This is a genomic window from Lysinibacillus sp. FW301-JW8 (genome assembly GCF_058788755.1).
On the sequence record NZ_JBYTBB010000039.1, the window covers coordinates 1 to 26,466 of the forward strand.

General features: G+C 37.7%; 25 protein-coding genes, 1 rRNA gene and 1 other annotated feature. Of the genes, 23 read left to right on the top strand and 3 right to left on the bottom strand.

Translation table 11 applies throughout. The annotated features are described in order from the left end of the window. From rrf to asnB, 4 genes are all read left to right on the top strand, one after another. Positions 1–74, top strand: a 5S ribosomal RNA gene (rrf, locus tag AC3WOM_RS15765); the annotation flags it as partial. Positions 75–398: 324 nt separating this feature from the next. Beyond that, the gene (gene guaB, locus AC3WOM_RS15770) at positions 399–1,862 is read left to right on the top strand and encodes an IMP dehydrogenase (protein ID WP_427545754.1); all 1,464 of its coding nucleotides are present in this window, start codon (positions 399–401) and stop codon (positions 1,860–1,862) included. Between the two features lie 143 nt (positions 1,863–2,005). Then, on the top strand, positions 2,006–3,337 hold the full coding sequence (locus AC3WOM_RS15775) for a D-alanyl-D-alanine carboxypeptidase family protein (RefSeq protein WP_492447531.1): 1,332 nt from the start codon (positions 2,006–2,008) through the stop codon (positions 3,335–3,337). A gap of 95 nt (positions 3,338–3,432) precedes the next feature. After that, on the top strand, positions 3,433–5,271 hold the full coding sequence (gene asnB, locus AC3WOM_RS15780; RefSeq protein ID WP_492447532.1) for an asparagine synthase (glutamine-hydrolyzing): 1,839 nt from the start codon (positions 3,433–3,435) through the stop codon (positions 5,269–5,271). 29 nt (positions 5,272–5,300) lie between these two features. Here asnB and pdxR read toward each other — a convergent pair whose 3' ends face one another. Then, on the bottom strand, positions 5,301–6,722 hold the full coding sequence (pdxR, locus tag AC3WOM_RS15785) for a MocR-like pyridoxine biosynthesis transcription factor PdxR (protein ID WP_492447533.1): 1,422 nt from the start codon (positions 6,720–6,722) through the stop codon (positions 5,301–5,303). 104 nt (positions 6,723–6,826) lie between these two features. Here pdxR and pdxS point away from each other — a divergent pair, with 104 nt between their 5' ends. The 3 genes from pdxS (at position 6,827) to serS (ending at position 9,897) form a co-directional block, all read left to right on the top strand. After that, positions 6,827–7,711, top strand: coding sequence for a pyridoxal 5'-phosphate synthase lyase subunit PdxS (pdxS, locus tag AC3WOM_RS15790; protein WP_427545746.1), 885 nt, complete (start codon positions 6,827–6,829; stop codon positions 7,709–7,711). Position 7,712: 1 nt separating this feature from the next. Next, a complete protein-coding gene (pdxT, locus tag AC3WOM_RS15795; RefSeq protein WP_427545744.1) occupies positions 7,713–8,276 on the top strand; it encodes a pyridoxal 5'-phosphate synthase glutaminase subunit PdxT in 564 nt (187 codons plus the stop codon). 49 nt (positions 8,277–8,325) lie between these two features. Further along, positions 8,326–8,542 (top strand) — a binding site (T-box leader). Between the two features lie 74 nt (positions 8,543–8,616). Further along, the gene (serS, locus tag AC3WOM_RS15800) at positions 8,617–9,897 is read left to right on the top strand and encodes a serine--tRNA ligase (RefSeq protein WP_492447534.1); all 1,281 of its coding nucleotides are present in this window, start codon (positions 8,617–8,619) and stop codon (positions 9,895–9,897) included. A 307-nt stretch (positions 9,898–10,204) separates the two neighbouring features. On the opposite strand, the gene AC3WOM_RS15805 is transcribed toward serS, so the two are convergent. Further along, the gene (locus tag AC3WOM_RS15805; RefSeq protein WP_492447536.1) at positions 10,205–11,083 is read right to left on the bottom strand and encodes a LysR family transcriptional regulator; all 879 of its coding nucleotides are present in this window, start codon (positions 11,081–11,083) and stop codon (positions 10,205–10,207) included. 540 nt (positions 11,084–11,623) lie between these two features. Between AC3WOM_RS15805 and AC3WOM_RS15810 the strand changes: the two genes are divergently transcribed. The 5 genes from AC3WOM_RS15810 (at position 11,624) to AC3WOM_RS15830 (ending at position 16,426) form a co-directional block, all read left to right on the top strand. After that, a complete protein-coding gene (locus AC3WOM_RS15810) occupies positions 11,624–12,847 on the top strand; it encodes an ABC transporter substrate-binding protein (RefSeq protein ID WP_492447537.1) in 1,224 nt (407 codons plus the stop codon). A 98-nt stretch (positions 12,848–12,945) separates the two neighbouring features. After that, positions 12,946–13,827, top strand: coding sequence for a branched-chain amino acid ABC transporter permease (locus AC3WOM_RS15815; protein WP_427545736.1), 882 nt, complete (start codon positions 12,946–12,948; stop codon positions 13,825–13,827). 14 nt (positions 13,828–13,841) lie between these two features. Then, positions 13,842–14,894, top strand: coding sequence for a branched-chain amino acid ABC transporter permease (locus AC3WOM_RS15820; protein ID WP_427545734.1), 1,053 nt, complete (start codon positions 13,842–13,844; stop codon positions 14,892–14,894). Continuing rightward, complete coding sequence (locus AC3WOM_RS15825; protein ID WP_492447538.1) at positions 14,887–15,681, top strand: ABC transporter ATP-binding protein; 795 nt, start codon at positions 14,887–14,889, stop codon at positions 15,679–15,681. The genes AC3WOM_RS15820 and AC3WOM_RS15825 overlap by 8 nt, the downstream gene beginning before the upstream one ends. Continuing rightward, positions 15,674–16,426, top strand: coding sequence for an ABC transporter ATP-binding protein (locus tag AC3WOM_RS15830; RefSeq protein WP_427545730.1), 753 nt, complete (start codon positions 15,674–15,676; stop codon positions 16,424–16,426). The genes AC3WOM_RS15825 and AC3WOM_RS15830 overlap by 8 nt, the downstream gene beginning before the upstream one ends. Positions 16,427–16,813: 387 nt before the next feature. On the opposite strand, the gene AC3WOM_RS15835 is transcribed toward AC3WOM_RS15830, so the two are convergent. Beyond that, a complete protein-coding gene (locus tag AC3WOM_RS15835; RefSeq protein WP_427545728.1) occupies positions 16,814–17,248 on the bottom strand; it encodes a hotdog fold thioesterase in 435 nt (144 codons plus the stop codon). A gap of 458 nt (positions 17,249–17,706) precedes the next feature. On the opposite strand from AC3WOM_RS15835, the gene AC3WOM_RS15840 reads away from it, so the two are divergent. From AC3WOM_RS15840 to AC3WOM_RS15890, 11 genes are all read left to right on the top strand, one after another. Then, a complete protein-coding gene (locus AC3WOM_RS15840) occupies positions 17,707–19,038 on the top strand; it encodes a phenylacetate--CoA ligase family protein (RefSeq protein WP_427545726.1) in 1,332 nt (443 codons plus the stop codon). Further along, the gene (locus AC3WOM_RS15845) at positions 19,035–20,051 is read left to right on the top strand and encodes an NAD(P)/FAD-dependent oxidoreductase (protein WP_492447539.1); all 1,017 of its coding nucleotides are present in this window, start codon (positions 19,035–19,037) and stop codon (positions 20,049–20,051) included. Before AC3WOM_RS15840 ends, AC3WOM_RS15845 begins: the two co-directional genes overlap by 4 nt. A gap of 31 nt (positions 20,052–20,082) precedes the next feature. Next, positions 20,083–20,322 carry a ferredoxin gene (locus AC3WOM_RS15850; protein ID WP_427545722.1) on the top strand — a complete coding sequence of 80 codons (240 nt, stop codon included), beginning with the start codon at positions 20,083–20,085 and terminating at the stop codon, positions 20,320–20,322. Positions 20,323–20,391: 69 nt separating this feature from the next. Beyond that, complete coding sequence (gene paaA, locus AC3WOM_RS15855) at positions 20,392–21,345, top strand: 1,2-phenylacetyl-CoA epoxidase subunit PaaA (protein WP_492447541.1); 954 nt, start codon at positions 20,392–20,394, stop codon at positions 21,343–21,345. A gap of 21 nt (positions 21,346–21,366) precedes the next feature. After that, positions 21,367–21,735: a 1,2-phenylacetyl-CoA epoxidase subunit PaaB gene (gene paaB, locus AC3WOM_RS15860; RefSeq protein WP_427545718.1), complete on the top strand. Its 369-nt coding sequence runs from the start codon at positions 21,367–21,369 to the stop codon at positions 21,733–21,735. Further along, a complete protein-coding gene (paaC, locus tag AC3WOM_RS15865; RefSeq protein ID WP_427545716.1) occupies positions 21,713–22,513 on the top strand; it encodes a 1,2-phenylacetyl-CoA epoxidase subunit PaaC in 801 nt (266 codons plus the stop codon). Before paaB ends, paaC begins: the two co-directional genes overlap by 23 nt. Positions 22,514–22,538: 25 nt before the next feature. Next, positions 22,539–23,036: a 1,2-phenylacetyl-CoA epoxidase subunit PaaD gene (gene paaD / locus AC3WOM_RS15870; protein WP_427545715.1), complete on the top strand. Its 498-nt coding sequence runs from the start codon at positions 22,539–22,541 to the stop codon at positions 23,034–23,036. Between the two features lie 20 nt (positions 23,037–23,056). After that, positions 23,057–23,359, top strand: a complete 303-nt coding sequence (locus AC3WOM_RS15875) for an EthD family reductase (protein WP_427545713.1) — start codon at positions 23,057–23,059, stop codon at positions 23,357–23,359. Beyond that, entirely contained in the window at positions 23,359–24,135 is a 777-nt protein-coding gene (locus AC3WOM_RS15880; protein ID WP_427545711.1) for an enoyl-CoA hydratase/isomerase family protein, read from the top strand. The genes AC3WOM_RS15875 and AC3WOM_RS15880 overlap by 1 nt, the downstream gene beginning before the upstream one ends. Before the next feature lie 2 nt (positions 24,136–24,137). Continuing rightward, positions 24,138–24,911, top strand: a complete 774-nt coding sequence (locus AC3WOM_RS15885; RefSeq protein WP_492447542.1) for an enoyl-CoA hydratase-related protein — start codon at positions 24,138–24,140, stop codon at positions 24,909–24,911. 16 nt (positions 24,912–24,927) lie between these two features. Beyond that, positions 24,928–26,436, top strand: coding sequence for an aldehyde dehydrogenase family protein (locus AC3WOM_RS15890; protein ID WP_492447543.1), 1,509 nt, complete (start codon positions 24,928–24,930; stop codon positions 26,434–26,436). The last annotated feature ends 30 nt before the right edge of the window (positions 26,437–26,466 follow it).

A 26,466-nucleotide genomic window follows, 5' to 3' on the forward strand; every position in this document is an offset into this window, starting at 1 on the left:
AACACGGAAGTTAAGCTCTTTAGCGCCGATGGTAGTTGGGGGCTTCCCCCTGTGAGAGTAGGACATTGCTAGGCAAAGACAGTCAACTGTGTGTTGGCTGTTTTTTTGTTTTTAATGGAAAAATCTTTTCCAATCTATCAACTTTTTCAAAAAAATTGTTCAAAATACTAAATATAGCAGAGTACAAGGTAGTAATTAAATACTAAATGAAGTAGAAGAATTTAAAGATTAGAACTTACCATCATCATTTATTTGAAGAGCTAAGAGTAAATTTGTTGCTAAATTTACCGCCTTTAAAAATCTGAATTGTCTTTCTTTTATAAGTTTCTTGACAGTAGCTTGGCACGTTGTTAATCTTACAATTAATATTCTTTTAACTATAGGAGGACGTTACGAAAATGTGGGAAACTAAATTTGCCAAAGAAGGTTTAACTTTTGATGATGTATTATTAGTACCAGCTCATTCCGAAGTATTACCGAAAGATGTTGATTTATCAGTTCAACTAACACCAAAAATTAAATTAAACATTCCAATGGTTAGTGCTGGCATGGATACAGTTACAGAGTCTAAAATGGCAATTGCTATGGCACGTCAAGGTGGTATCGGTATTATCCATAAAAACATGGGAATTGATGAGCAAGCTGAACAAGTAGAAAAAGTAAAACGTTCTGAAAATGGTGTTATTACAAACCCATTCTTCTTAACTCCGACTCACCAAGTTTTCGATGCTGAGCACTTAATGGGCAAATACCGAATTTCTGGTGTACCGATTGTTGATAGTATGGAAAATCAAAAATTAGTAGGAATAATTACAAACCGAGACTTACGTTTTATCTCTGACTATTCATTAAAAATCGAAGATGTTATGACAAAAGAAGATTTAATTACAGCTCCTGTTGGAACGACTTTAGAGGATGCTGAAAAAATTCTTCAGCAATATAAGATCGAAAAGCTACCAATTGTAGATGAAGAAGGTAAATTAACAGGGTTAATTACGATTAAGGATATCGAAAAAGTAATTGAATTCCCTAACGCTGCAAAAGACATACATGGTCGCTTATTAGTAGGTGCTGCAGTTGGTGTCTCAAAAGATACGATGGTACGTATCGAGAAGCTTGTAGAGGCTCAAGTTGACATCGTAGTAATTGATACAGCTCATGGGCATTCTGAGGGCGTATTACAAACAATTCGTTCAATCCGTGAAGCATATCCGGAGCTAGAGATTATCGCTGGTAACGTAGCGACAGGTGAAGGTGCACGTGCATTATTTGAAGCTGGTGCGGATGTAGTTAAGGTTGGTATTGGTCCAGGCTCTATTTGTACTACTCGTGTTGTAGCTGGTGTAGGTGTACCTCAAATTACAGCTGTTTACGATTGCGCTACAGTGGCTCGTGAGGTTGGCAGAACAATTATTGCCGATGGAGGTATTAAATACTCTGGAGACATCGTAAAGGCTCTTGCAGCGGGTGGTAATGTTGTAATGCTTGGTTCACTTCTAGCAGGTACTTCAGAATCTCCTGGTGAAACAGAAATCTTCCAAGGACGTCGCTTCAAAGTTTACCGTGGTATGGGTTCAATTGGAGCTATGGAAAAAGGATCTAAGGATCGTTATTTCCAAGAAGATGCGAAAAAATTAGTACCAGAAGGAATTGAAGGTCGACTTCCTTATAAAGGACCTCTAGCAGATACAATTTATCAACTTATCGGTGGTATTCGAGCAGGTATGGGCTATTGTGGATCACCAAGCCTAGAGTTCTTACGAGAAAATGCTCAATTCATTCGAATGACAGGTGCAGGTTTACGTGAGTCGCATCCACATGATGTACAAATCACAAAAGAATCACCGAATTATTCGATGTAATATATTACTAGCAACTTTTATGCTCTCGAATCGTCTACAAAGATGGCGCGAGAGCTTTTTTTATGTTAGAGAAGTACCCACGTAAGTTACTATCTGTGATAAAATGTCGTGGACAAGATTATTTTTTTTGGAGGGTTTTAAAGGTGAAAAAGACAATGAATACTGTCATTCGCTTGCTCCTAATCCCTGTTTTGTTATTTAGTGTGTTTGCAGGTATTCCTGTGAAGGCAAAAGCAGAAACAGATTTAGGACTACACGTGGATGCTGCGATTTTAATTGACGCAGATTCAGGAAAAATTTTATATGAACAAAATGCAGATACTTCACTAGGTATTGCAAGTATGACAAAAATGATGACAGAATACCTGTTATTGGACGCAATTGATGCAGGTACAGTTAAGTGGGATCAGGAATATCATGTAACTGATTATACGTATCGTATGTCACAAAACCGTGCGTTAAGTAATGTACCATTACGTAGGGATGGAACTTACACAATTCGTGAATTATATGAGGCAATGGCGATTTATTCAGCAAATGCTGCTACAGTAGGTATTGCAGAAACAATTGCTGGTACTGAAGCTGAGTTTTTAAAACTGATGAATAAAAAGGCTGAAGAGCTTGGTCTTAAAGACTATAAATTCGTGAATTCTACTGGACTTAACAATGCAGATTTATTTGGAATGCATCCAGCTAGCACTGGACCATCAGATGAAAACGTGATGCCTGCTAAATCTGTAGCCAAATTAGCATATCATTTACTTAAAGATCATCCAACTGTATTAGAAACGTCTAAAATTGCAGAAAAGACGTTCCGTGAAGGTACAGATGATAGAATTGAAATGAGAAACTGGAACTTAATGTTGCCTGGATTATCGCAACAATATCAAGGTGTTGATGGATTAAAAACTGGTACAACAAACTTTGCTGGACATTGCTTTACAGGTACTGCAGAGCGTAATGGTACACGTTTAATTTCTGTTGTTATGAAGGCTGTAGATGCAAAAGGGCAGGAATCAAAGAAAGCTCGATTCGACGAAACAGCTAAATTATTTAACTATGGCTTTTCACAATTCTCAAAACAAGAAGTTATTCCAGCGAAGTATACGTTTAAAGATCAAAAAACAGTAAAAGTTACGAAAGGTAAAGAAAAGAAAGTAGCAATTGCTGTAAAAGAATCTGTATCTTTTATGATGAAGTCATCAGATAAAGATTTATATAAACCAAAACTAGTATTAGATAAAAAGAGTGTAGAAGCAGAGGTTAAAAAGGATACTGTTGTCGGAAAGGTAGTTATTGAACGCTCAGAGGGTACCGATTACGGTTTCATTGATGGTAAGGAACTAACAGCTGATGTTGTCACTACAGAGGCTGTGGAGCGTGCTAGTGGCATCTCATTATTCTTCCAGGGTATAGGTAACTTCTTTGGCAACTTATGGGGTGGTATCTCCGACTTTGTTAGTGGCTTATTTTAATAATCAATCATTCAAGAACACGTAAATCATTACGTGTTCTTTTTCACATTTTAGTGCATTTTTGCATACGCTAATAGGCGAAAGGATGTGGCTAAATGTGTGGAATTACAGGATGGGCTACCTTCCAAAAAGATTTAAGAATAAGTGAAGAAATCATCAAGTTGATGACGCAAACTTTAAAAAAGCGTGGTCCCGATGATGAAAATATTTGGTGTAATGAGCATATAGCATTTGGCCATCGTCGGTTAGCCGTTATCGATTTAATCGGCGGCAAGCAACCAATGATAAAAATTCATGAAGGTTCAAATTATGTCATTACATACAATGGCGAGCTTTATAATACAGAGGAATTACGAAAGGAGCTTCAAAATCGAGGATATACGTTTACTACACATTCAGATACGGAAATTTTGCTAACAGCTTATATTGAATGGAAAGAGCAATGTGTAGATTTTTTAAATGGTATTTTTGCTTTTGGGGTGTGGGATGAGCAATCACAATCACTATTTTTATGTAGAGACCGACTTGGGGTAAAACCTTTGTATTATACAGAGCAACAAGGTGGTTTGCTTTTTGCATCTGAGGTGAAAGCATTGTTAGCACATCCTATGGTGAAGGCAACCGTAAATACAGAAGGATTAGCCAATATTATGGCTGTAGGGCCTTCTAGAACACCTGGAAAGGCGCTTTTTCAAAATATTAACGAATTGCGTCCCGGATATGCAATGCGTTTCTCAAGGGAAGGTATACGAATTTGGCAATATTGGCGTTTGCAGAGCGAGCGTCATGATGAGTCATTAGAAGAGACAGTAGATCATGTTCGTTTTTTACTGACAGATGCAATTGAACGACAGCTTGTTTCGGATGTACCAATTTGCACCTTATTATCAGGTGGTTTAGATTCTAGTATTATTACAGGCATTGCATCCAACAGATTTCAGCAACAGGGGAAAGATAAGCTTCATACGTACTCTATTGATTATGAGGATAATGAGCGTTTTTTTAATCCACATGCATTTCAAACATCGACAGACACTTATTGGATTGAACAAATGACAAATACATTTAAAACAGATCATCATGCTGAGGAAATCTCGCAACAGCAATTAATTGATCTGTTAGTGGAGTCTGTGCTTGTTAGAGATTCACCAGGAATGGCAGATGTAGATTCATCACTATTATGGTTTTGCCGAGAAATTAAAAAGGACTTTACAGTTGCATTATCAGGTGAATGTGCAGATGAAATCTTTGGTGGATATCCATGGTTTACTGAGACGACAACAGGTTTCCCTTGGATTCGTTCACTTGGTGAAAGAACAACAATGCTACAAGATCGATGGCGTAAGAAATTAGCAGTTGAATCATATGCACAGCATGTTTATAGACAAACAATTGCAGAAGTACCATATTTCGAAGGAGAAAGTATAGAGGAAGCAAGGCATCGTGAAATGTTTTATTTAAATATGGTGTGGTTTATGCAAACGTTGTTAGAACGAAAAGATCGTATGAGTATGGGAGCAAGTCTTGAGGTTCGAGTTCCATTTGCTGATCATCGTCTTGTGGAATATACATGGAATATTCCTTGGGAAATGAAAAATTTAGGCGGAATGGAAAAGGGATTACTTCGAAAAGCGATGGACCACTTATTGCCCAAAGAAGTATTGTATCGTAAAAAGAATCCGTATCCTAAAACCTATCACCCGCTTTATACGATGGGTGTTCAAAAATGGCTAGGAGAAATAATGAAGGATAAAAATTCGATTCTTCATGAGTTATTTGAAAGGCAGAAGCTGATTGAGCTAATTGATTCTGGTGGTAGCTCTTTTAAAGTTCCTTGGTACGGGCAATTAATGGCAGGGCCTCAACTTTTGGCATATCTAGGGCAAATTCATACATGGTTTGAACATTATAATATTCAATTAATTGAGTCCTAATTGAAAAGAAACACCAATCAGCCCGCATTTTAACGTGAGGGTGATTGGTGCTTTTTTATATCCCAACAATCCATAAGTTTCTCAATGGATTGTTCAATTTCATGTACAGGTATACCTCCAAAGCCTAGTAAAAATTGAGCCTGCGATGTTACAGTGCGATCTAGGCGGTAGTCCGATAATGGATAAATACCAATCTCTGCATTAGAGGCGAGCTGTTGTAAATGTTTTTCAGATAGTGCATGCTGTACCTCTAATAATATATGCATTCCCGCTTGCTCCCCAGTAATTTTAATTTGATTAGAATAGTTTTCTAAAATAGAAGTAAGCTTATCATGTTTTTTACGATAAATTTTTCTCATTCGATTTAAATGTTTAGCAAAATGACCGTCACGCATGAAATTAGCAACAATATGTTGATCGAATCTAGGTACTGTTGATGAGTAGTAATTAAATACTTCATTATAGGTCGCGAGCAATTTTGGTGGGAGAACAAAATAAGCAACACGCAGGGATGGCATTAATGATTTTGTAAAGGTACTCATATAAATGACTTTATCGTTTCGATCAAGTGCATGTAGTGCAGGAATTGGTTTTCCAGTATAACGAAATTCAGAATCATAATCATCCTCGATTATATAGCGAGAGGTGCTCTGTGCAGCCCAATTTAATGCCTGTGCACGTCTTGTAGCTGACAATACTGCACCTGTTGGAAACTGATGGGATGGTGTGATATACACAACGTCAGCGCTCGTTTTTTCGAGTTCATGAATTAAGATGCCTTCTTCATCGACAGTTATTGGATAGACCTTTCGTTTATGCTGAGAAAACATACGATGCACAGCTGGATAACCGGGATTTTCAAGAGCAAAGTAAGTGTCGTCACTAAAGAGGCGTAAAATCATTGGAAGTAGCTGCTCCGTCCCTGAACCCACAACTATTTGCTCAGGGCTACAAACAACTCCACGCGATTGATATAAATAATTAGCAATCTCAGTACGTAAAGATAACTCTCCCTGAGGTTCCCCAGTTAATAATAATTCCTTTGAAGTATCATCAAAAAGCTCTTTTGCATATTTACGCCATGTTTGAAAGGGAAATGCATGAATATCGATAGAAGCAGGATTAAAATCTATTTTGAATGTTTTTTTCCTAGGCAGATCACTTAAGGTAGCTACCGTGTCTTGATGAATATAGGGAAGCTCGTCAATCTCCTCTACAAAATATCCAACGCGTGCTTTAGACATTATATAGCCCTCAGCTAGTAGTTGTGCATATGCAATTTCAATTGTTGTTTGAGAAATATTCAAGAAATCAGATAATTTTCTTTTTGATGGTAATTTTTCTCCTACTGTAATTTTCTTTGTAATGATAGCTTCTTTAATGCCGCTATAAAGCTGATCATAGAGCGGTTTTCCGCCATCTTTTTCTAGCTGAAATAATAGCATGTCCACGTTTACGTTTCCTCCTGACCTTATAGATATTAATAAAACTGGATATTTCGATATAGTCAATTTCCATTATACTAGACTTCATCATAAAGATGGAGGTTAGAAACATGAAACAAACAGGCACAGAGCTAGTAAAAAGAGGAATGGCAGAAATGCAAAAGGGTGGCGTCATTATGGACGTAATAAATGCAGAGCAGGCAAAAATTGCTGAAGCAGCAGGAGCTGTAGCTGTCATGGCATTAGAAAGGGTACCATCAGATATTCGTAAGGCGGGCGGCGTTGCACGTATGGCTGATCCTAGAATTGTTGAGGAGGTTATGGGGGCTGTCTCCATACCTGTGATGGCTAAGGCACGTATAGGGCATATAGTCGAAGCAAGAATCTTAGAGGCAATGGGTGTTGATTATATTGATGAAAGTGAAGTATTGACACCTGCAGATGAAGAGTTTCATTTATTAAAAAGTGATTACACTGTACCATTTGTTTGCGGCTGCCGTGATTTAGGAGAAGCTGCTCGACGCATTGGTGAGGGAGCTTCAATGCTGCGAACAAAGGGTGAACCAGGAACAGGGAATATTGTAGAGGCTGTACGCCATATTCGTAAAGTGAATGCGCAAGTTCGTAAGGTGGTCGGTATGACAGAGGATGAGCTAATGACAGAGGCGAAATTACTTGGAGCTCCGTTTGAATTATTAAGAGAAATTAAACGAAATGGGCGTTTACCAGTGGTGAATTTTGCAGCTGGTGGTGTCGCTACGCCTGCTGATGCAGCCTTAATGATGGAGCTTGGGGCTGACGGGGTGTTCGTTGGTTCAGGTATTTTTAAATCAGAAAACCCAGAGAAGTTTGCAAAGGCAATTGTAGAGGCTACGACACATTATAAGGACTATAAGCTTTTAGCCGAAATATCAAAAGAGCTAGGGGTTCCAATGAAAGGCATTGATATTGCACAGCTTGGTCAAAATGAGCGTATGCAGGAGCGAGGCTGGTAACATGAAACGAATTGGTGTATTAGCATTGCAAGGAGCGGTACGAGAGCATATGCAAATGTTAGAGTCACTAGACTGTGAGGTTGTTTTGGTAAAACAGCACAATAACTTACAGCAACTAGATGGACTTGTGCTACCTGGTGGGGAGAGTACTACAATGCGAAAGTTGCTGAATCGATACGAGCTGTTAGAGCCAATTCGCACACTTGCAAAGACTGGATTGCCAATGTTTGGAACATGCGCAGGCTTAATTTTATTGGCAAATGAAGTAGTGGATTATGAGCCGCATTTAGCGGTTATGAATGTAGTAGTAGCAAGAAATTCTTATGGGCGTCAGGTAGATAGCTTCGAAGTAGACCTTAATATACCTAAAATAGGTGACTCAATTCCTGCTGTTTTTATACGTGCACCTCATATTGTATCAGTCGGTGAAGGTGTTGAAGTTCTAGCAGAGCATGAAGGGAAAATTGTTTTGGCGCAGGATGATCATTTATTAGGCTGTTCTTTTCACCCTGAATTAACAACAGATACACGTATTCTCAAATATTTTGTATCGTCTATGGTTTGACTTGCAAAATGTCGTTTCGTATAGTACAGTATGGATAAAATTTAAATAACTGAACACGATGATGGGAAGTAGTAGCAGGATCGTTTTTTTTAGAGAGTCAGCGGTTGGTGGAAGCTGATAAAAACACTTGTGAATCCGTCCTGGAGTTGCGCAGTCGAAGTTAATGAAGTAGGCTGTCGCCGGCTGAAATGCCGTTATGAAATAAGTGGATTAGACATGGTGTCTAGTCAATTAGGGTGGCAACGCGGGTAGCTCTCGTCCCTTTTATGGGATGAGGGCTTTTTTGTGTTCACCTGACTTATTATTTCCCATCATTTAGAATCTATTGGAGGTATGAACGATGTTAGATATTAAACGCGTGCGCGATAATTTCGCTGAAGTTAAAGAAATGCTATTAACACGTAATGAGGATTTAGGAAACTTAGACGATTTTGAAGAATTAGATGCTAAACGTCGTGAATTAATTGCAAAAACAGAAGAGCTTAAAGCTGAGCGTAATAAAGTATCTGAACAAATTTCTGTGATGAAGCGTAATAAAGAAAACGCCGATGAAGTAATTGCTCGTATGCGTCAGGTTGGCGATGAAATTAAGGAGCTAGATGTCCAATTAAATGATGTAGAAGACCGTTTTAAAGATATGATGATGCGTTTACCAAACATCCCGCATGAATCTGTACCAGTGGGCACAACAGAGGATGACAACGTTGTGGAATATACTTGGGGTGAGGTACCGACATTTGATTTTGATATTAAAGCACACTGGGATATTGCAACAGATTTAAAAATTGTAGACTTCGAGCGTGGAGCAAAAGTGACAGGTAGCAGATTTTTATTCTATCGTGGTCTTGGAGCTCGCTTAGAACGTGCATTAATGACATTTATGATGGATTTACATGCAGAAGAGCATGGTTATGAGGAAATGCTGCCACCTGTGATTGTTAATCGTGATAGCTTAACAGGTACTGGTCAGCTTCCGAAGTTTGAAGAAGATGTATTTAAATTAGAAGAAACAGATTATTTCCTAATTCCAACTGCAGAGGTACCTGTAACAAATTTCTATCGTGATGAAATTTTATCTGTAGAAGCATTACCACAGGGCTTTGCTGCATATAGTGCATGTTTCCGTTCAGAGGCAGGCTCTGCGGGACGTGATACACGTGGTTTAATTCGCCAGCATCAATTTAACAAAGTAGAATTAGTACGCTTTGTAAAGCCAGAGGAATCATATGAACAGCTAGAGCTATTAACTGGTCATGCTGAAAAGGTACTACAATTACTTGGCCTACCTTACCGTAAATTAAAGATGTGTACAGCAGATTTAGGCTTTACGGCAGCAAAAAAATATGATTTAGAGGTTTGGATTCCAGCACAAAACATGTATCGTGAAATCTCTTCTTGCTCTAATTTCGAGGATTTCCAAGCACGTCGTGCAAATATTCGCTTCCGTCGTGAAGCAAATGCAAAACCAGAGTATGTGCACACATTAAACGGCTCAGGTCTTGCTATTGGTCGTACAGTAGCGGCTATCCTAGAAAACTATCAGCAAGCTGATGGAAGCGTAATAATTCCTGAGGTATTAAGACCTTATATGGGCGGGAAAGAAGTAATAGCCCCAAAATAATCTGGGTCGAAGCGGCAAGTGCAGAGAATTAAAGAAGTAAATAGAAAAATAAGCTACCGTTGGAGATATTCGATGGTAGCTTTTCTTTGTAAATATATTTTAATGGAGACGCATGCGGTGCTTTATAGAGATCGTTATGTCTGAGTAAATATAAGTATGAGATATAAAATAGATTTATTACCCAAATGGAATTTCAAAACAATTGCTCACCTTTTTAAAATGTTCATTCTATGGAGTTTTGGTCTGTTATACGGGGCAAGCAAAGATCACGTTCCTAGAAACACATTTTTTATATAGGTAAATTTGATTAATTGCCATTTTCAGTAAACAATTCTAAAAAATTCAGTGCATATTTTGCTAAATATCGTTCTTTTGGCCAAACTATCGTCGCCTTTGACTGGATGTAACAATTAGCGAATTCAATAATTTTAATGCCATCAATAGAAAACTTATCTAGACTTGTTTTCGGCAAAATGGTCACACCTACTCCTTCTCTAATTAAGGAAGAGACCATGGCAATATTAGTACACTCACAAATAATATTTGGTTCAAATCCATGAGTTTTAAATTCATCTAAAATAATACGAAGTGTATTACAGTTATGATGACGATAAAAAGAAAGAAATGGTATATTCTTTAAATCTTCCATATGAATCGGGCTCTGTAAATTCCATTTCGATGGTGTAGCAAGTACAAATTCCTCAACACCTAAGCCTAACGAAAAAAATTTTTCATCTTCAATGGGCTGCTGTAAAATAGCTACGTCGATTTCTTTACTTAAAAGGCTCTCTGTTAAGAATAATGTATCACCTTCGATAATTTTAAAGCATAAATCGGGGTATCGGTCGAGCATAATCTTGATTTTTTCAGGTATATAGGATAAACAAGTTTGATCTGCGCCTATGGATAAAACACCTTTTAAGCCTTCTCCTACTTCCTTTATTTCAGAAATAGTATCCTCGAAATTAGATAATAAAGTTTTCCCTTTTTCATATAACACTTTTCCGGGACCCGTCATATCAAGTGTCCTACCATTTCGATCTAGTAGTTTACAATTCAATTCTTCTTCCATCATTTTTAACTGCTGGCTAAGTGGAGGCTGTGCCATATGAAGTTTTTTTGCAGCTTTCGTAATTTGTCCTTCCTCGACAATTGTTATGAAGTAATTTAATTGCCTAAGATCCATAAAATTTCCCACCTTTATACTTAAAATGCAGTATTTTGTCGAATAAGTATATTTATTATGTATAATAACATATTTTCAGATTTTTTAGAATATAACGTTTTTTATATTTAATATGTTTCTTTCCTTTAAATTTGCGAGAAAATGCAATTTTACTAGAGGTGGCAAGGATTTTATACGTCAAATTATATGACTTACTTTGATTAAAAATATAACAAAATAAAAACGAATATATAAAAAACGTATATATAATGATTTGATGTGTATATTTTTAGTATTTATCATTTATTACAATACATGTTATTCTTTGGACTAATAAAAGCAGATTTTTTCTACTTTATAGTTATTAAAATCTAGAATGTGTGATTTTTTTCTTGGAAAATAAAATTAGTTGTTATCTTAAGAAACCTTTGTATTACAAAAAAAATGTAATTAAATAATTTTCGTTATGTTTTTTATTCATGAGGAGCTATACATACCGTCATTTTTAATAGGGGATGCGGTTTATATAGGTATAAAAATAATTAAGGGGTGTAGTATTTTATGAAAAAGACTTTACTATCACTTTTCCTATTGATGAGTGCGTTATTTTTGATAGCGTGTGGTTCATCATCTGATTCAGGAAAAAACAATTCATCATCAGCAGGATCTTCTAGCTCAGAATCTGGTACAGGAGCAACAGCGGATTCAATAAAAATTGCAGGGATTTTTTCAGCATCTGGTGGAGCAGCCGCTCTTGGGGAACCAGAAATGCAAACACTTAAAATGTTAGTAGATCAAAAAAATGCAGAAGGCGGAATTAACGGTCAACAAATTGAATTAGTAACTTATGATGATAAATCAGACCAAAATGAAGCAATTCTTGCAATGAAAAAAGCATTAACTCAAGACAAAGTATCACTTGTAATAGGCGGTACAACTAGTGGTAACTCATTAGCTATGTTGCCTTTAGCAGAACAAAATCAAGTACCTTATATCTCGGTTGCCGCAAGTAAACAAATTTATGTAGGTGAAGATGGCAAAGCACGTAAATGGGTATTTAAGATGCCACAAGACGACCAACAAGCAGTAGAACGTATTTTACAATATTTAAAAGATCATAACTTATCTAAAGTAGCATGGTTAAATGTTGCGAATTCTTATGGTACAGGTGGTCATGACGAATTCGTTAAACATGCCCCTAAATACGGTGTAGAGTCAGTGATTGAAGATGAATTCGAAACAACAGTCACAGATGCAAAACCATTATTAACACGTGTGAAAAAAGCAAATCCAGATGCAATTATCGTTTGGGGAACTGTACAGGAATCTGCGGTTGTTATTAAAAACATTCGTGAATTAGCGCTAGATATACCTGTGCTTGCAAGTCATGGAATTGCAACAAATCAATTTATTGAAGTCGCAGGCGAAGCAGCGAATGATGTAATTTTGCCAACAGGTAAATTATTAATTGCAAATAGCTTAGAAGATTCAAATCCACAAAAAGAACTATTAATAACGTACAACGAATCTTACACAGCAAAATACAATAAATCGGCAAGTACGTTCGGTGCATATGCAGCAGACGCTTTCACTATTGCAACAAAAGCAATTGAAGCGAAAGGTACTGATAGCGCCGCTCTTCGGGATTTCATTGAGCAAGAACTGGGGGAATTTGTAGGCCTAACAGGTACATTTAACATCAATGCTGAAAACCATATGGGATTAAGTCCAGATAGTTTTGCAATGGTACGTATTGTAGACGGAAAATGGACTTTAGAAAACTGATAAAAATAATACAAATTCAATGAACAGTGGTGTCTCCCCATCACTGTTCATTCATTATCAATTTAGTTACATCGAAATGAAATGGAGTGAATGATATCATGGAAACATTTTCTCAAATGTTGCAATTATTATTTTCAGGTTTAACAATAGGAGCAATTTATGCACTGATTGCAGTGGGATTCGTTATTATCTATAACGTGACAGGTATTCTTAACTTCGCACAGGGTGAATTTGCTATGTTTGGTGCTTTAATCAGTATTTCACTTGTAAAAGCAAATCTACCCTTATGGTTAGCCATTATTTTAAGTATCGCCATTGTAGCGGCTATTGGCGGAATATTTGAACGAACAGCCATTCATACCGCTCGTAAATCATCCATGACAACACTAATTATCATTACAATTGGGGTTTCGATAGCATTCCGTGGGATTGCGATTTTAATTTGGGGGACACAAGCCCAAACATTACCGCCATTTATGGATAATACACCAATTCAATTTTTAGATGCCGTATTACTTCCGCAAAACCTCTGGGCAATTGGTCTTTCTATCATAATTTTAATCGTCATGATGTACTTTTTTAACTACACATTTACAGGAAAATCATTAACAGCTTGTGTGGTCAATCCTTTTGCTGCTCGTTTAATGGGAATAAACCCAAATAAAATGTCATTACTTGCGGTTGTTGTAAGTGCTGCAGTAGGAGCCTTAGCGGGTACAGTAATCGCTCCAATATCCGGTGCATCCTATGATATGGGAATGATGCTTGGCATAAAAGCATTTGTAGCAGCGGTTGTAGGTGGATTGACAAATGCCCCAGCTGCAATTGCAGGTGCCTTTTTAATCGGAATTATTGAAGCATTTACAGAAGGATTGTGGTCTTCGGGTTTAAAAGATGTAGTGAGTTTCTCTTTATTGCTGTTAATTTTATTTGTAAAACCTGAAGGTCTATTTGCTAAAGCTTCAGGAAAACGCGTATAAGGGGTACAAAAGCTATGACAAAAAAAAATTTAAAACTAATTTATAATAACAGCTTGGTTGGACCTTGTATTTTCTTTGCACTGCTATTTTGTATCCCGCTTGTGGGATCTACTTATACACTTGCCATTTTTACAATGATTGGATTTTATGCATTAGTATGTATCGGGTTAACAATGCTAACGGGATACGCAGGACAAATTTCTTTAGGTCACGCAGCCTTTTATGGAATCGGTGCCTACACATCCGCTTTTATGACAGGTACACATGGTTTATCTCCTTGGTTAGCAATTATTGTAGGTGCACTAATTTCTGCGCTTGTTGCTTTACTAATTGGTATTCCAACATTTAAATTGAAGGGCTATTATTTAGCATTAGCAACATTAGGGTTTGGTATTATTGTCTATACCGCATTCAAGGAGTTAACACAGATTACTGGAGGCTCAAACGGCTTTTTTGGTATTCCGTCTATTAGCTTATTTGGCTTTGAATTCGTCACAGATCGTAGTTACTTCTATCTTATTTGGGTATTTGTTTTTGTTGCACTGTTTATTGCACGTAACATTATTCACTCACGTATTGGCCGTGGTTTACGTTCCATTGAGGGAAGTGAAATTGCAGCAGATGCAGTTGGTGTTAATTTAATGAAATATAAACTACAAATCTTCATGACGAGTGCTATTTTCACATCTATCTCTGGCTCCTTATTAGCCCATTATGTATCATTTATTAATCCAGATTTGTTTACAGCAAATACGTCGATTTATTTTTTAATAATGGTCATTATCGGGGGACTAAGTAATATTTGGGGTGCCATTATTGGCTCTGCAACGTATGTTTTACTAGGAGAAATATTAAAGCACTATGTACCATTGATTTTACCGAATGTTGGGGGAGAATTTGAAATCGTATTCTTCGGTTTATTACTTGTTTTAACATTAATTTATATGCCGAATGGTTTAGTACCACAATTCGAGAAAATTTTCTCCAAATTTAAAAAGAAGGGTAACACTACTCACATGACTTTAACTATCAATACCCAAGCAACAGGAGGGAAAACTAATGACTAACAAAGAACTTATATTAAGCGTAGAAAACTTAACAAAGATTTTTGGCGGTGTTGTTGCTGTAGACAATGTATCCTTCACAATTAAAAAAGGTGAAATTTTCGCTGTTATAGGTCCTAATGGAGCTGGTAAAACAACACTTTTCAATATGATTACTGGAGTATTGCCCAGTTCATCTGGAAATGTGTACTTCCAAGGTAAGCGATTAACACGTAAAAAGCCATATCAAATTGCACAAGCTGGTGTGACAAGAACATTTCAAAACTTAGAAGTCTTTGATAATATGACCGTCATCGAAAATGTGATGACTGGGGCACATATTACGATGAAAACAAACATTTTAACAGCAGGTTTACGATTACCGGCTGTCGTCAATGAAGAAGTTCAAACAATGGAAAGGGCATTGCAATGTTTAAAGGACGTAGGAATTGCCGAATTCGCCTATGAAATGTCAGATAAATTGCCTTATGGTAATCAGCGGCTGCTTGAAATTGCGCGTGCAGCAATTTCAAAACCACAACTAATTTTATTAGATGAGCCAATGGCAGGTCTGAACGCTGAAGAATCTAGACAATTAGTCGACGTAATTTTGAAAATGCGGGCGGATGGTATGACATTTTTATTTGTTGAACACGACATGGAAACGGTTATGTCCATTTCAGATCGTTTAGTAGTTTTGGATAATGGTGTCAAAATCGGAGAAGGCACTCCTGAAGAGATTTATCAAAATCCACAAGTCCTGGCAGCATACTTGGGCGATGATGAGGAAGAAGGTGTGGAGTATGCTTAAAGTCGAAAATCTACATACCCACCATGGGTATTTACACGTCCTTGAAGGTATAAATTTTGAGCTATTAGAAGGAGAATTACTGTCAATTGTCGGATCAAATGGTGCAGGGAAAAGTACGCTACTTGGTACTCTAGCTGGTGTATATACGCCAACTGAGGGGAAAATCGAATACAAGGGGTTTGATATTACTAGAGATGGTGTACAAAGGACAGTTGCCAAAGGAATCTGTTTAGTACCTGAACGAAGACAAATTTTTTCTTCGTTATCTGTAAAAGACAATCTTATGCTTGGTTCTTATCATCGTTATAAGAAAGATAAGAAAACGATTCATCGTGACTACGAGGAAATCGTAGAATTATTTCCACGCTTAAAGCAAATGCTCAATCGTCCTGGTGGCTTACTTTCAGGAGGGGAACAACAAATGGTAGCTATTGGAAGAGGTTTGATGGCCAATCCTAAAGTATTAATGCTAGATGAGCCCTCATTAGGACTCGCGCCTTTAATTGTGAAAGATATCATGAATATTTTACGTAAACTGTGTGATGAACGAGGTGCAACGATTATTTTGGTAGAACAGAACGTAAAAGCGGCCTTAAAGGTAGCTGACCGTGCCTGTGTATTAGCGCATGGTCAAATGACAATTTCAGGTACAGCCCAAGAGTTATTAAATGATTCAAAAGTACAAGAGGCGTACTTTGGTATACCGCAGAAAAAACCAACTGCGCTAGCAAAAGTAAAGGGATAAGAAAACAACTTCAAGATCCCTCCTTGTCACTAAACTAGAGATGGATTTAAGCGTAATAAAAGATGTGTATGAAACCTATTCATCACTCAAAAAGGTTTCATACACATCTACTATAACAAGCAACCGGTGGATATTTGATAGATTGCTCCTTCAATCACATCAGCATTGCCATTTCACTTTTGATTACTTTATCTTCATTCAGCAGAAGACTCCCATCTCTACAGGTGGAGAGATGAATGCGGTTTTGGTTCCTTTTCAGTAGTTGTCCAAACACCTACTGAATGGAGATACAGCCTCCGGCGGATGTCACGGATTTTCAAAGGAATGAATTGTGCGGGCACAATTCAAAATCCGGACGCAATTACGCCAAGGCGAAATTGATTACTCTTATCCAATAAAACTTTCATTTTTACGATAAACCATCGCTTCCATTGTTGCGCATAATTCATCGTTACTTAATACATCGATGCGATACCAAGCTAAACGGCGCGTCTTTTTCACTTCTTGAGCGATAGCTGTTAGTTTATGATCAGCAAAACTCGCGCTCATGTAGTTAATCGTATTTGTCACACCAACAGCAGTTGTTCCATAAGAATTACTTGCCACTGCAAAGGCATAATCAGCTAGTGAAAAAATAATGCCCCCGTGTACAGTACCATGTGTGTTCAGCATATGAGTAGCTGGTGAAAGTGTCACTTTCGCAAATCCTGCTTTCAATTCTATTAATTCCATCCCTAAATAATTAGCGTAAGGTTCGTTTTTTAAAGCGTCAAAAATGTCGTCGTAATATTGTTCGTGTTGTTGTGTTTCAGATAACGTCAATACAAATTCCCTCCTTTTAATTGTAAATATATTCCTTATTTGAATAGAATGTACCCAACGATTGTATTGCACATATTAATACATAATAATAACGACTGTAATAAAAGTGAAATATAAAATCAATTTAACATTGGTTATTTAAAAAGTAAATAAGGAATTAGGTAATATGTGTGCTATGTAGAATTATATTGATTTTCCGCATGTATTTTCGGTAAAAATTATTTAGGAATGCTATTACTGTTATACGGACTATTGGAAATATAATTAACATAACTAAAAGAAAATAGCTTGAAAATTAGAAATAAGTAACTTTAAAGAGATAAAACAAAATATATTGACAATTCAGATTAATTTGTTTATCTTATAAATAGATTACAGTATAAATACTGTCGTTATTAAAATGTTATATAAAGTTTTGTATTGTAATGAACTGTAAAAGCTAAAAGGGGGATTAGGGAATGTATCATCCAGAAATTGAAACAGCATCAAGGGGAGAAATGGAAAAGATTCAACTGACACGTTTAAAAAAAACAGTCGAACGAGTATACAATAATACATCTTTTTACAAGGAACAATTCGATCTGCTAGGAGTAACGCCTGCTGATATTCAAAGTTTAGCGGATATCCGAAAATTACCATTCACAAAAAAAGTAAATTTGCGTGAACAATATCCATTTGGACTTTTCTCAGTTCCTATGGATGAGGTAGTCCGTATTCACGGCTCCTCAGGTACTAGTGGAAAACCAACAATTGTCGGCTATACAAAAAATGATATCGATATGTGGTCGGGACTTTTAGCTCGTGCTATTGTTGCCGCAGGGGGACGCAAATCAGATATTTTCCATAATGCTTACGGATACGGCCTATTTACAGGTGGAATTGGTTTACACTACGGGGCTGAAGCATTAGGCGCAGCAGTTGTACCGATTTCAGGAGGCAATACAGAACGACAAATTACATTACTTGAAGACTTCAAACCACGTGGCATTGCAGGTACACCATCCTATATTTTGACCATCGCTGAGAAGATGGAAGAAATGGGGATTGATCCAGAAACAAATGGCATTGAGTACGGGATATTTGGTGCAGAACCTTGGTCAGAGGAAATGCGCCGTGCTATAGAGAACAAATTAAAAATTCGTGCTTTAGATATTTATGGTTTAAGTGAAGTTATGGGGCCTGGTGTATCAATAGAATGTTATGAAGGTCAAAATGGCTTACATATCGCAGAGGATCACTTCTTTGTGGAAATTATCGATCCTGAGACATTAGAACCTGTAGAGGCTGGCAAAGATGGTGAACTGGTTATTACAACCTTAACAAAGGAAGCGCTACCAATTATTCGCTATCGAACTGGTGATATTACTTCAATTACACATGAAAAGTGTAAATGTGGACGTACAACAATACGCATGGCTCGTGTTAAAGGACGAACGGATGACATGTTGATTATTAGAGGAGTGAATGTTTTCCCGTCAGAAATTGAGCGTGAATTGCTACAAGTTGAAGGTTTAGCCCCACACTATCAAATTCATATATTGAAGAAAGGGAATATGGATGAGCTAGAGCTACATGTGGAGTTGACACCAAAATTATATAAAGAAATTGGTGGAAACTTAAACCATCCGCTGATTCAAATGTTATCAAGAAAAGTCAAACATGATTTAAAAAATGCGTGTTTAGTTTCTGTTAGTCTTGTGATTGAAAACATCGGTTCTATTCCTCGATCAGAAGGAAAGGCAATTCGTGTTATTGATCGGAGAAATGAGAGGCGGGAGGTTATTCAATGATTGAAAAAGAACAAATAAAAGATGTGACGATTATTGGTGGAGGACCTATTGGCATGTTTGCCGCCTTTTATGGCGGTATGCGTGGCATGAGCGTAAAAATTATTGAAAGTCTCCCCCAATTGGGGGGCCAGCTAGCAGCGCTTTATCCAGAGAAATATATTTATGATATTGCTGGTTTCCCTAAAATACGTGCTCAAGATCTTATCTACAACCTAAAAGAGCAAATGAATACATTTCCAGTTGATGTCTGTACAAAAGAATCTGTACTAACCATTGAAAAAGATGAAGATGGTATTTTCACACTTGTTACGACAAGTGGAATTCATTACTCTCGTACAATTCTTATCACTGCAGGAAATGGTGCTTTCAAAGTTCGTACACTTGAGTTCGACGGGGAAGAGAAGTATGCAGAACATAATTTACATTACTTCATCAATGATCTTAATGCTTTCAAAGATCGTAACGTCATGGTATTCGGAGGTGGAGATTCTGCAGTGGATTGGGCTATGATGCTAGAGCCAATCGCTAAAAAAGTAACAATCGTACACAGACGCGACAAATTCCGTGCACATGAACATAGTATAGAAAATTTGATGAAATCTTCTGTCGAAGTGATTACACCTTATGTCCCTGAAGAGCTAATTGGGGAAAAAATCATTACTCATGTCAAATTAAAACATGCGAAAGATGAAACAATAGAACCAATCTATGGGGTAGATGATGTGATCGTAAACTTTGGCTTTGTCTCATCATTAGGTGCAGTTAAAGACTGGGGCTTAGAAATTAGCAAAAACTCCATTGTAGTCAATTCTCGCATGGAAACGAACATCCCTGGCATTTACGCTGCTGGTGATATTTGTACGTATGATGGAAAAGTAAAGTTAATTGTCAGTGGTTTCGGGGAAGCACCAACAGCTATTAGTAATGCGAAAGTTTATATTGACCCAACATCTAAAGTACAGCCGTTGCATAGTACGAGTTTAATGGAAGAAAAGAAGAAACAGTTTACCTGATGCAGAAGGTTTTTGAAAGGAACAAATAAGTATGGCTAAATTCACAAGAGTAGATCAGACTACATGCATTGCATGTGGCGCTTGCGGTGCATCAGCTCCGGAAATCTTTGATTATAATGATGAGGGTATTGCATATGTTATTTTAGATGATAACGAAGGCTGTCAAGAAGTACCTGAAGATTTATATGATGATTTAGAGGATGCAATGGAAGGTTGCCCTACAGAATCCATTAAAGTAGCAAGTAACTCTGAAAGACTGCTAGACGAATAATTTTTTTTGGTTTTTAATATAACGAAATAAGAACGGGTAATTAAAATTAGTTATAAGGAGGCTTTTACGATGAGTGTAGCAACACAATTATCTGAACAAAAATTACAAGAGCAGTTTGAGGCACGTATTGCTGCAGGAGACAAAATCGAAGTAGATGATTGGATGCCAGAAGAATACCGATTAGCGTTAATCAAGTTGATTTCTATGCATGGTATCAGTGAAATCATGGGTGCTCTTCCTGAAAAAGAGTGGGTTCCTAAAGCCCCTACTTTATATCGAAAGCTAGGTATTATGGCAAAAGTACAAGATGAAATGGGTCATGGCCAATTATTATTGCGCGTAGCAGAAGACTTACTAAAACCATATGGGAAAAACCGTGGCGATTTGATGATTGATTTATTCGAGGGCCGTCTTAAATTTCATAATGTATTCCATATGGAAACAAAATCCTGGGGTGATGCAGGATTAATCGGATGGCTTGTAGATGGTTCAGCTATCATCTCACAAACAAATATGTTAGGTGCTTCTTACGGACCATATGCACGTGCTTTACAACGAATTTGTGCAGAAGAAGTGTTCCACGCACAGCATGGTGAAGCCATCATAATGGCGTTAGCAGAAGGAACACCTGAACAACGTGAACTAGTGCAAGATGCATTAAATCGCTGGTGGGAATCATTGTTATTCTTCTTTGGTCCAGAAACAAAGGATACAACAGGCTCAAGCAAACAGGATGTAACAATTAAATACAAAATTCGCGTGTTATCAAACGAAGAATTACGTCAAAGTTTCTTAACAAAGTACATTCCGCGTATTCAATCGTTAGGTTTAACAGTTCCAGATCCAACTTTACACTTTGATGAGGCACAACAAAAATGGATTTACGAACAACCTAACTGGGAATATTTCAAGAAAATTCAACGCAATGAAGGCCCATGTTCACAGGAACGTTTAACACTTCGTCGCTCATCGTACGAAAATAACGCTTGGGTACGTGAAGCATTAACTGCACTAGCAAATTAACTCTTAGAAGGAGGTACTATCGTGGAAAAAGAATCTTTCTATCAAGAATTTGAAGTATTTAGTAAACGAACACCAACATCCCATTTTCAACATCAATTCAGTCTCCTAGCTCCAAACGGAGAAATAGCCCTAGTGATGGCTCAGGAAAACTTTATGCGTCGTGAACCTGTCGTAGACATTTGGGTAGTAAATCGTAAACATGTACATGGCTTAACACAAGAAAGCAAACAAGCATTGCAACGCTTAGATAATAAAGACTATCGTACAACAAAAGGCTATGGATATTTAAAGAAAAAATGGCGGCACTATGAGCAAGGCATGCTAGATGAAAAAGAAATCCTATCTTGGGCTGGAGGAGGTAAAAAAGATGAGCAAAGAAGTAACTCCTGAATTTAAAAAATCAGTAACTACGTTGCTATATCAATTAGCAGATGATGATTATTTATTCTCTTATCGCGGCTCAGAATGGCTTGGGTTAGCACCTCATATTGAAGAAGATGTGGCTTTCTCATCTATTACACAAGATACAATGGGGCACGCAAAACTATACTACACATTGTTAGAAGAACTTGGTGAAGGCAATTCAGATTCTTTAGCACAGCTTCGACCAAAAGAAGAACGTAGCAATAGTCTACTTGTTGAACGTCCAAATGGTGAAGGCTACTACAAAGAAGCACCTAATTATGATTGGGGCTATGCGGTTGCACGTAATTATATCTATTCAACTGCAAAAAAAGCAAAAATTGAAGCCTTAAAAGCAAGCAGCTATAGTCCGATCCAAGAAATCGTTACAAAGATTAGTGCCGAACTATACTACCACCAAATGCACTGGACAGCTTGGTTTACTCAATTATTTACAGCAACAGAAGAATCACGTTCACGTATGATTGCAGCATTAGAAGAAGTCATCAAAGATGCAGGCGATTTATTCTCATACGGGGATGTAGCACCTCGCCTAGCAACATTTGATTTAATCGAATCTGAAGAAGCCTTAAAAGAACGCTGGTCAGCGATTATTAAACCAATATTTGAATCAATAAAAATTGCCGTACCTGTATTACCAACACCTACAATCAATGGTCGTAACGGTCAGCATACAGATGATTTAACATCAGCGATTGAGACAATGTCAGAGGTTTATCGTTCTGATTTAGCAGCAAGTTGGTAATGTCAATTTACAAAGGAGGGTGACTATGCCGACTATTGAATTGCACGAGACACACATTTATAAAGTACTTGATACAGTAAAAGATCCTGAAATCGATACGGTAAGCATAATTGATCTTGGCATGATTGAGCGTGTTCAAATTAATGATGGTCATATTCGTATTGAAGTGCTACCAACATTTTCAGGTTGTCCTGCACTGACAATCATTCAACAAAATATCGAAAAAGCGATTTCTCAATTAGAAAACGTTCGTGAAGTAGCTGTCGTTTTTATTAATAATCCTACTTGGACTTCCGATCGTGTAACAGCAAAAGGTCGAGAGGGCTTAAAGCAATTCGGCATAGCCCCTCCACCTCGGTTTTTAAATGAAGACGGTTCTTGGCATGTCGATTGCCCATACTGTGGTTCTACGTATGTCACGCTTGAAAATATATTTGGTCCCACAGCATGCCGCAGTATTTTATATTGCAAGAGCTGTAAAAACCCGTTTGAGGCAATGAAATTAATTTCTACTTCAATGTAGACAAAGGAGCGTATTCAACTATGGCTAAATTAGTCGCATTATATAAACACCCTGCAGATAAGGCAGCATTTGACGAGCACTATGAAAACGTACACACACCAATTACAGCAAAAATTCCAGGCTTACGTGAAATGAAAATCACAAAGTTCAGTTCAACACCGATGGGCACAGATTCACCTTATTATTTAATGTGCGAAATGACATATGATAGCGCAGAAGATTTAAAAAATGGACTACGTTCCCCAGAGGGCAAAGCATCAGGAAAAGATTTAATGAGCTTTGCGAGCGACATTGTCACACTTATTATCGGTGAAGATGCGTAATGACAGCATTCACATTTATTGAAGTAACGATTGAAAACGGGGTTGGGTATATCTATTTGAACCGTCCTCGCCAATACAATTCATTAAATCGTGCAATGATACGCGAAATTATGTATGCGATGGAACAATTTGACCATGACAACTACGTACAAGTGATTGTCGTAGCAGGGCATGGAAAAGCTTTTTCATCGGGTGCAGATATCGACGAAATGGCTACAGACAATACTGTTCATTTAGAGTTACTAAATCAATTCGCTGACTGGGATCGTATCGCGCAAGTTAAAAAACCTATTATCGGTAGTGTCAAGGGGTTCGTGTTCGGTGGTGGCTTTGAATTAGCACTTTGTTGTGATTTATTAATTGCAGCGGAAGGCACTGAATTTAGTTTCCCAGAAATTAACCTCGGTGTTATGCCTGGTGCAGGTGGTACACAACGTCTAACAAAATTAGTAGGACGTACAAAAGCATTGGAGTGGATTTGGAGTGCCGCCCGCATTACGGCCGAAGAAGCACTCACACATGGCATTATCAACAAAATTGTACAACCAGAAATATTAATGGAAGAAACACAGAAAGTAGCGATAATGCTCACGAAAAAACCAGCACTCGCTGTCCGCCTCATTAAAGAGTCCGTCAACAAAGCTGTTGACTACTCACTTTATGAAGGTATGCAATTTGAACGGAAAAACTTCTATCTATTATTCTCTTCAGAAGATCAAAAAGAAGGTATGCAAGCATTCGTTGAAAAACGTCAACCGAACTTTAAGGGGAGATAATTATGTTTGAAACTATTCGATATGAGCTAAGAGAATCTGTGGCGTATATTTCGTTAAATCGCCCTGATACATTAAATGCATTTACAGCACAAATGAATCATGAAATTCGCACTGCTGTTAAGCAAGCCTCTGCAGATGCTACCATACGATGCATTGTATTACGTGGTGAAGGACGCGCATTTTGTTCAGGTCAAGATTTGTCCGCCATCGATAAAGGTACGAAACTTGGTGATATTTTAACAGATCACTATGGTCCAATGGTGCAACAAATACATGGCTGTGAAAAACCGATTATCGCAGCTGTGAAAGGTGCCGCAGCAGGTGCTGGCTTTAGTCTAGCACTTGCCGCAGATTTTCGTGTAATGGCAGAAAAATCCTTCTTTATGAATGCCTTCATTCATGTAGGTCTTATTCCAGATTCAGGGAATTTATACTACTTAAAACAATTAGTAGGTGATGCCAAAGCACTTGAAATTTCTATACTCGGGCAACGTATTAAACCAGATGAAGCCAAACAATTAGGATTAGCAACCGCTATCTATAGCGATGACACATTTGAAGATGAAGTCCATACCTTTGCCCAACAGATTGGACAGCTACCGACTAAAGCAATTGGCTTAATTAAACGTAATATGAAGGCAGCAGAACACCTAAAGTTTGAAGACTTCCTTAAGTATGAAGCACAAAGTCAAAGTATTGCAGGCACTACAGATGATTATCAAGAAGGTATGAAAGCTTTTACAGAAAAAAGACAGCCTCAATTTAGCGGACAATAAGAAGGAGTGAATGGCAATGACACAACAAGTACAAGAGCAAATATCAGTGAAGCGTGACTTTTACCATTTAATTATTAATGGTGAAAAAGTTGAAAGCAGTGATGGTGGGACATTCCAAACGATTAACCCTGCAACAGGTGAAGTTGTTGCAACTGTCGCGAAAGCATCTCAAGAAGATGCTGAGCGCGCAGTACAAGCGGCTCGCGAGGCCTTTGATCACGGAAAGTGGAAACAATACCCTATTAATCGCCGTGCACAAGTACTCAACAAGATTGCTGCCATCATGCGTTCACGCTTCAATGAAATTGTAGAACTTGAAATGCTTGATACAGGAAAATCACTTGGCACAGCACAAGGTCAAGTACACCAAGCAATCGAAGATTTTGAGTTTTATGCAGGTGCAATCGTTGGTCACCGTGGTACAGTGAACAACTTGCCAGGTCAATTCCATAACTATACGGAGAAAGAGCCTGTCGGTGTATGCGCTCAAATTGTTCCTTGGAACTATCCACTAATGATGACTGCATGGAAAATTGCCCCGGCTATTGCTGTAGGCTGTTCCGTTATTGTCAAACCAGCTTCTTTAACACCTTTAACTGCAATTATTTTAGGAGAAATTTGCTTAGAAGCAGGCGTTCCAAATGGTGTTGTGAATGTTATTCCAGGATCAGGAAAAGATGTAGGGAATTACTTAGTGGAACATAAACAAGTCGACAAAGTAGCATTTACAGGATCTACACCAGTCGGTAAAGGCATTATGGAAAAAGCATCTCAAACTTTAAAACGTGTCACATTAGAGCTCGGTGGTAAATCACCTAATTTAGTATTCGAAGATGCAGATATTGATGCTGCAGTAGATGGTTCACTATACGGTATTTTCTATAACTCCGGTCAATCATGTGAAGCACGTTCCCGCTTATATGTACACAAAGACATTTATGAAGAGTTTTTAGAAAAATTTGTTACAAAAACAAAAGCGATTAAACTAGGTGATCCCTTTGATAAGGGCACACATATGGGCGCGATTATCGACTTAGATCAATTAAACGTCATCGATGGCTATGTACAATCTGCCATTGAAGAAGGCGCTACAATTTTAACAGGTGGAAAAGTTGCGACAATAGAAGGCTTTGAAAATGGCTTTTGGTATGAGCCAACTGTTATTACAGATGTGAATCAATCTATGAAAGTTGTACGTGAGGAAATATTCGGTCCAGTGGTAGTGGTGATGCCATTTGGTGATGAGAAAGAAGCGATTCGCTTAGCAAATGATTCTGAATTTGGTCTAGGCTCAGCGGTTTGGTCAAAAGATGGTGCACGTGCTACACGTGTCGCAAATCAAATCCAAGCAGGTATAGTAATGGTTAACTGCCCATTCTCTGCAATGCCAGGTACACCATTTGGAGGTTATAAGCAATCTGGTTTCGGTCGCGAGTTATGTATCGAAACATTAGATTTATATACAGAAACTAAAAGTATCATTTCATATTATGGTAGCCGCCCACTAAACCCACTGGGCGTTTAACCACCACAAAAACCATATGCGATGAGCTAT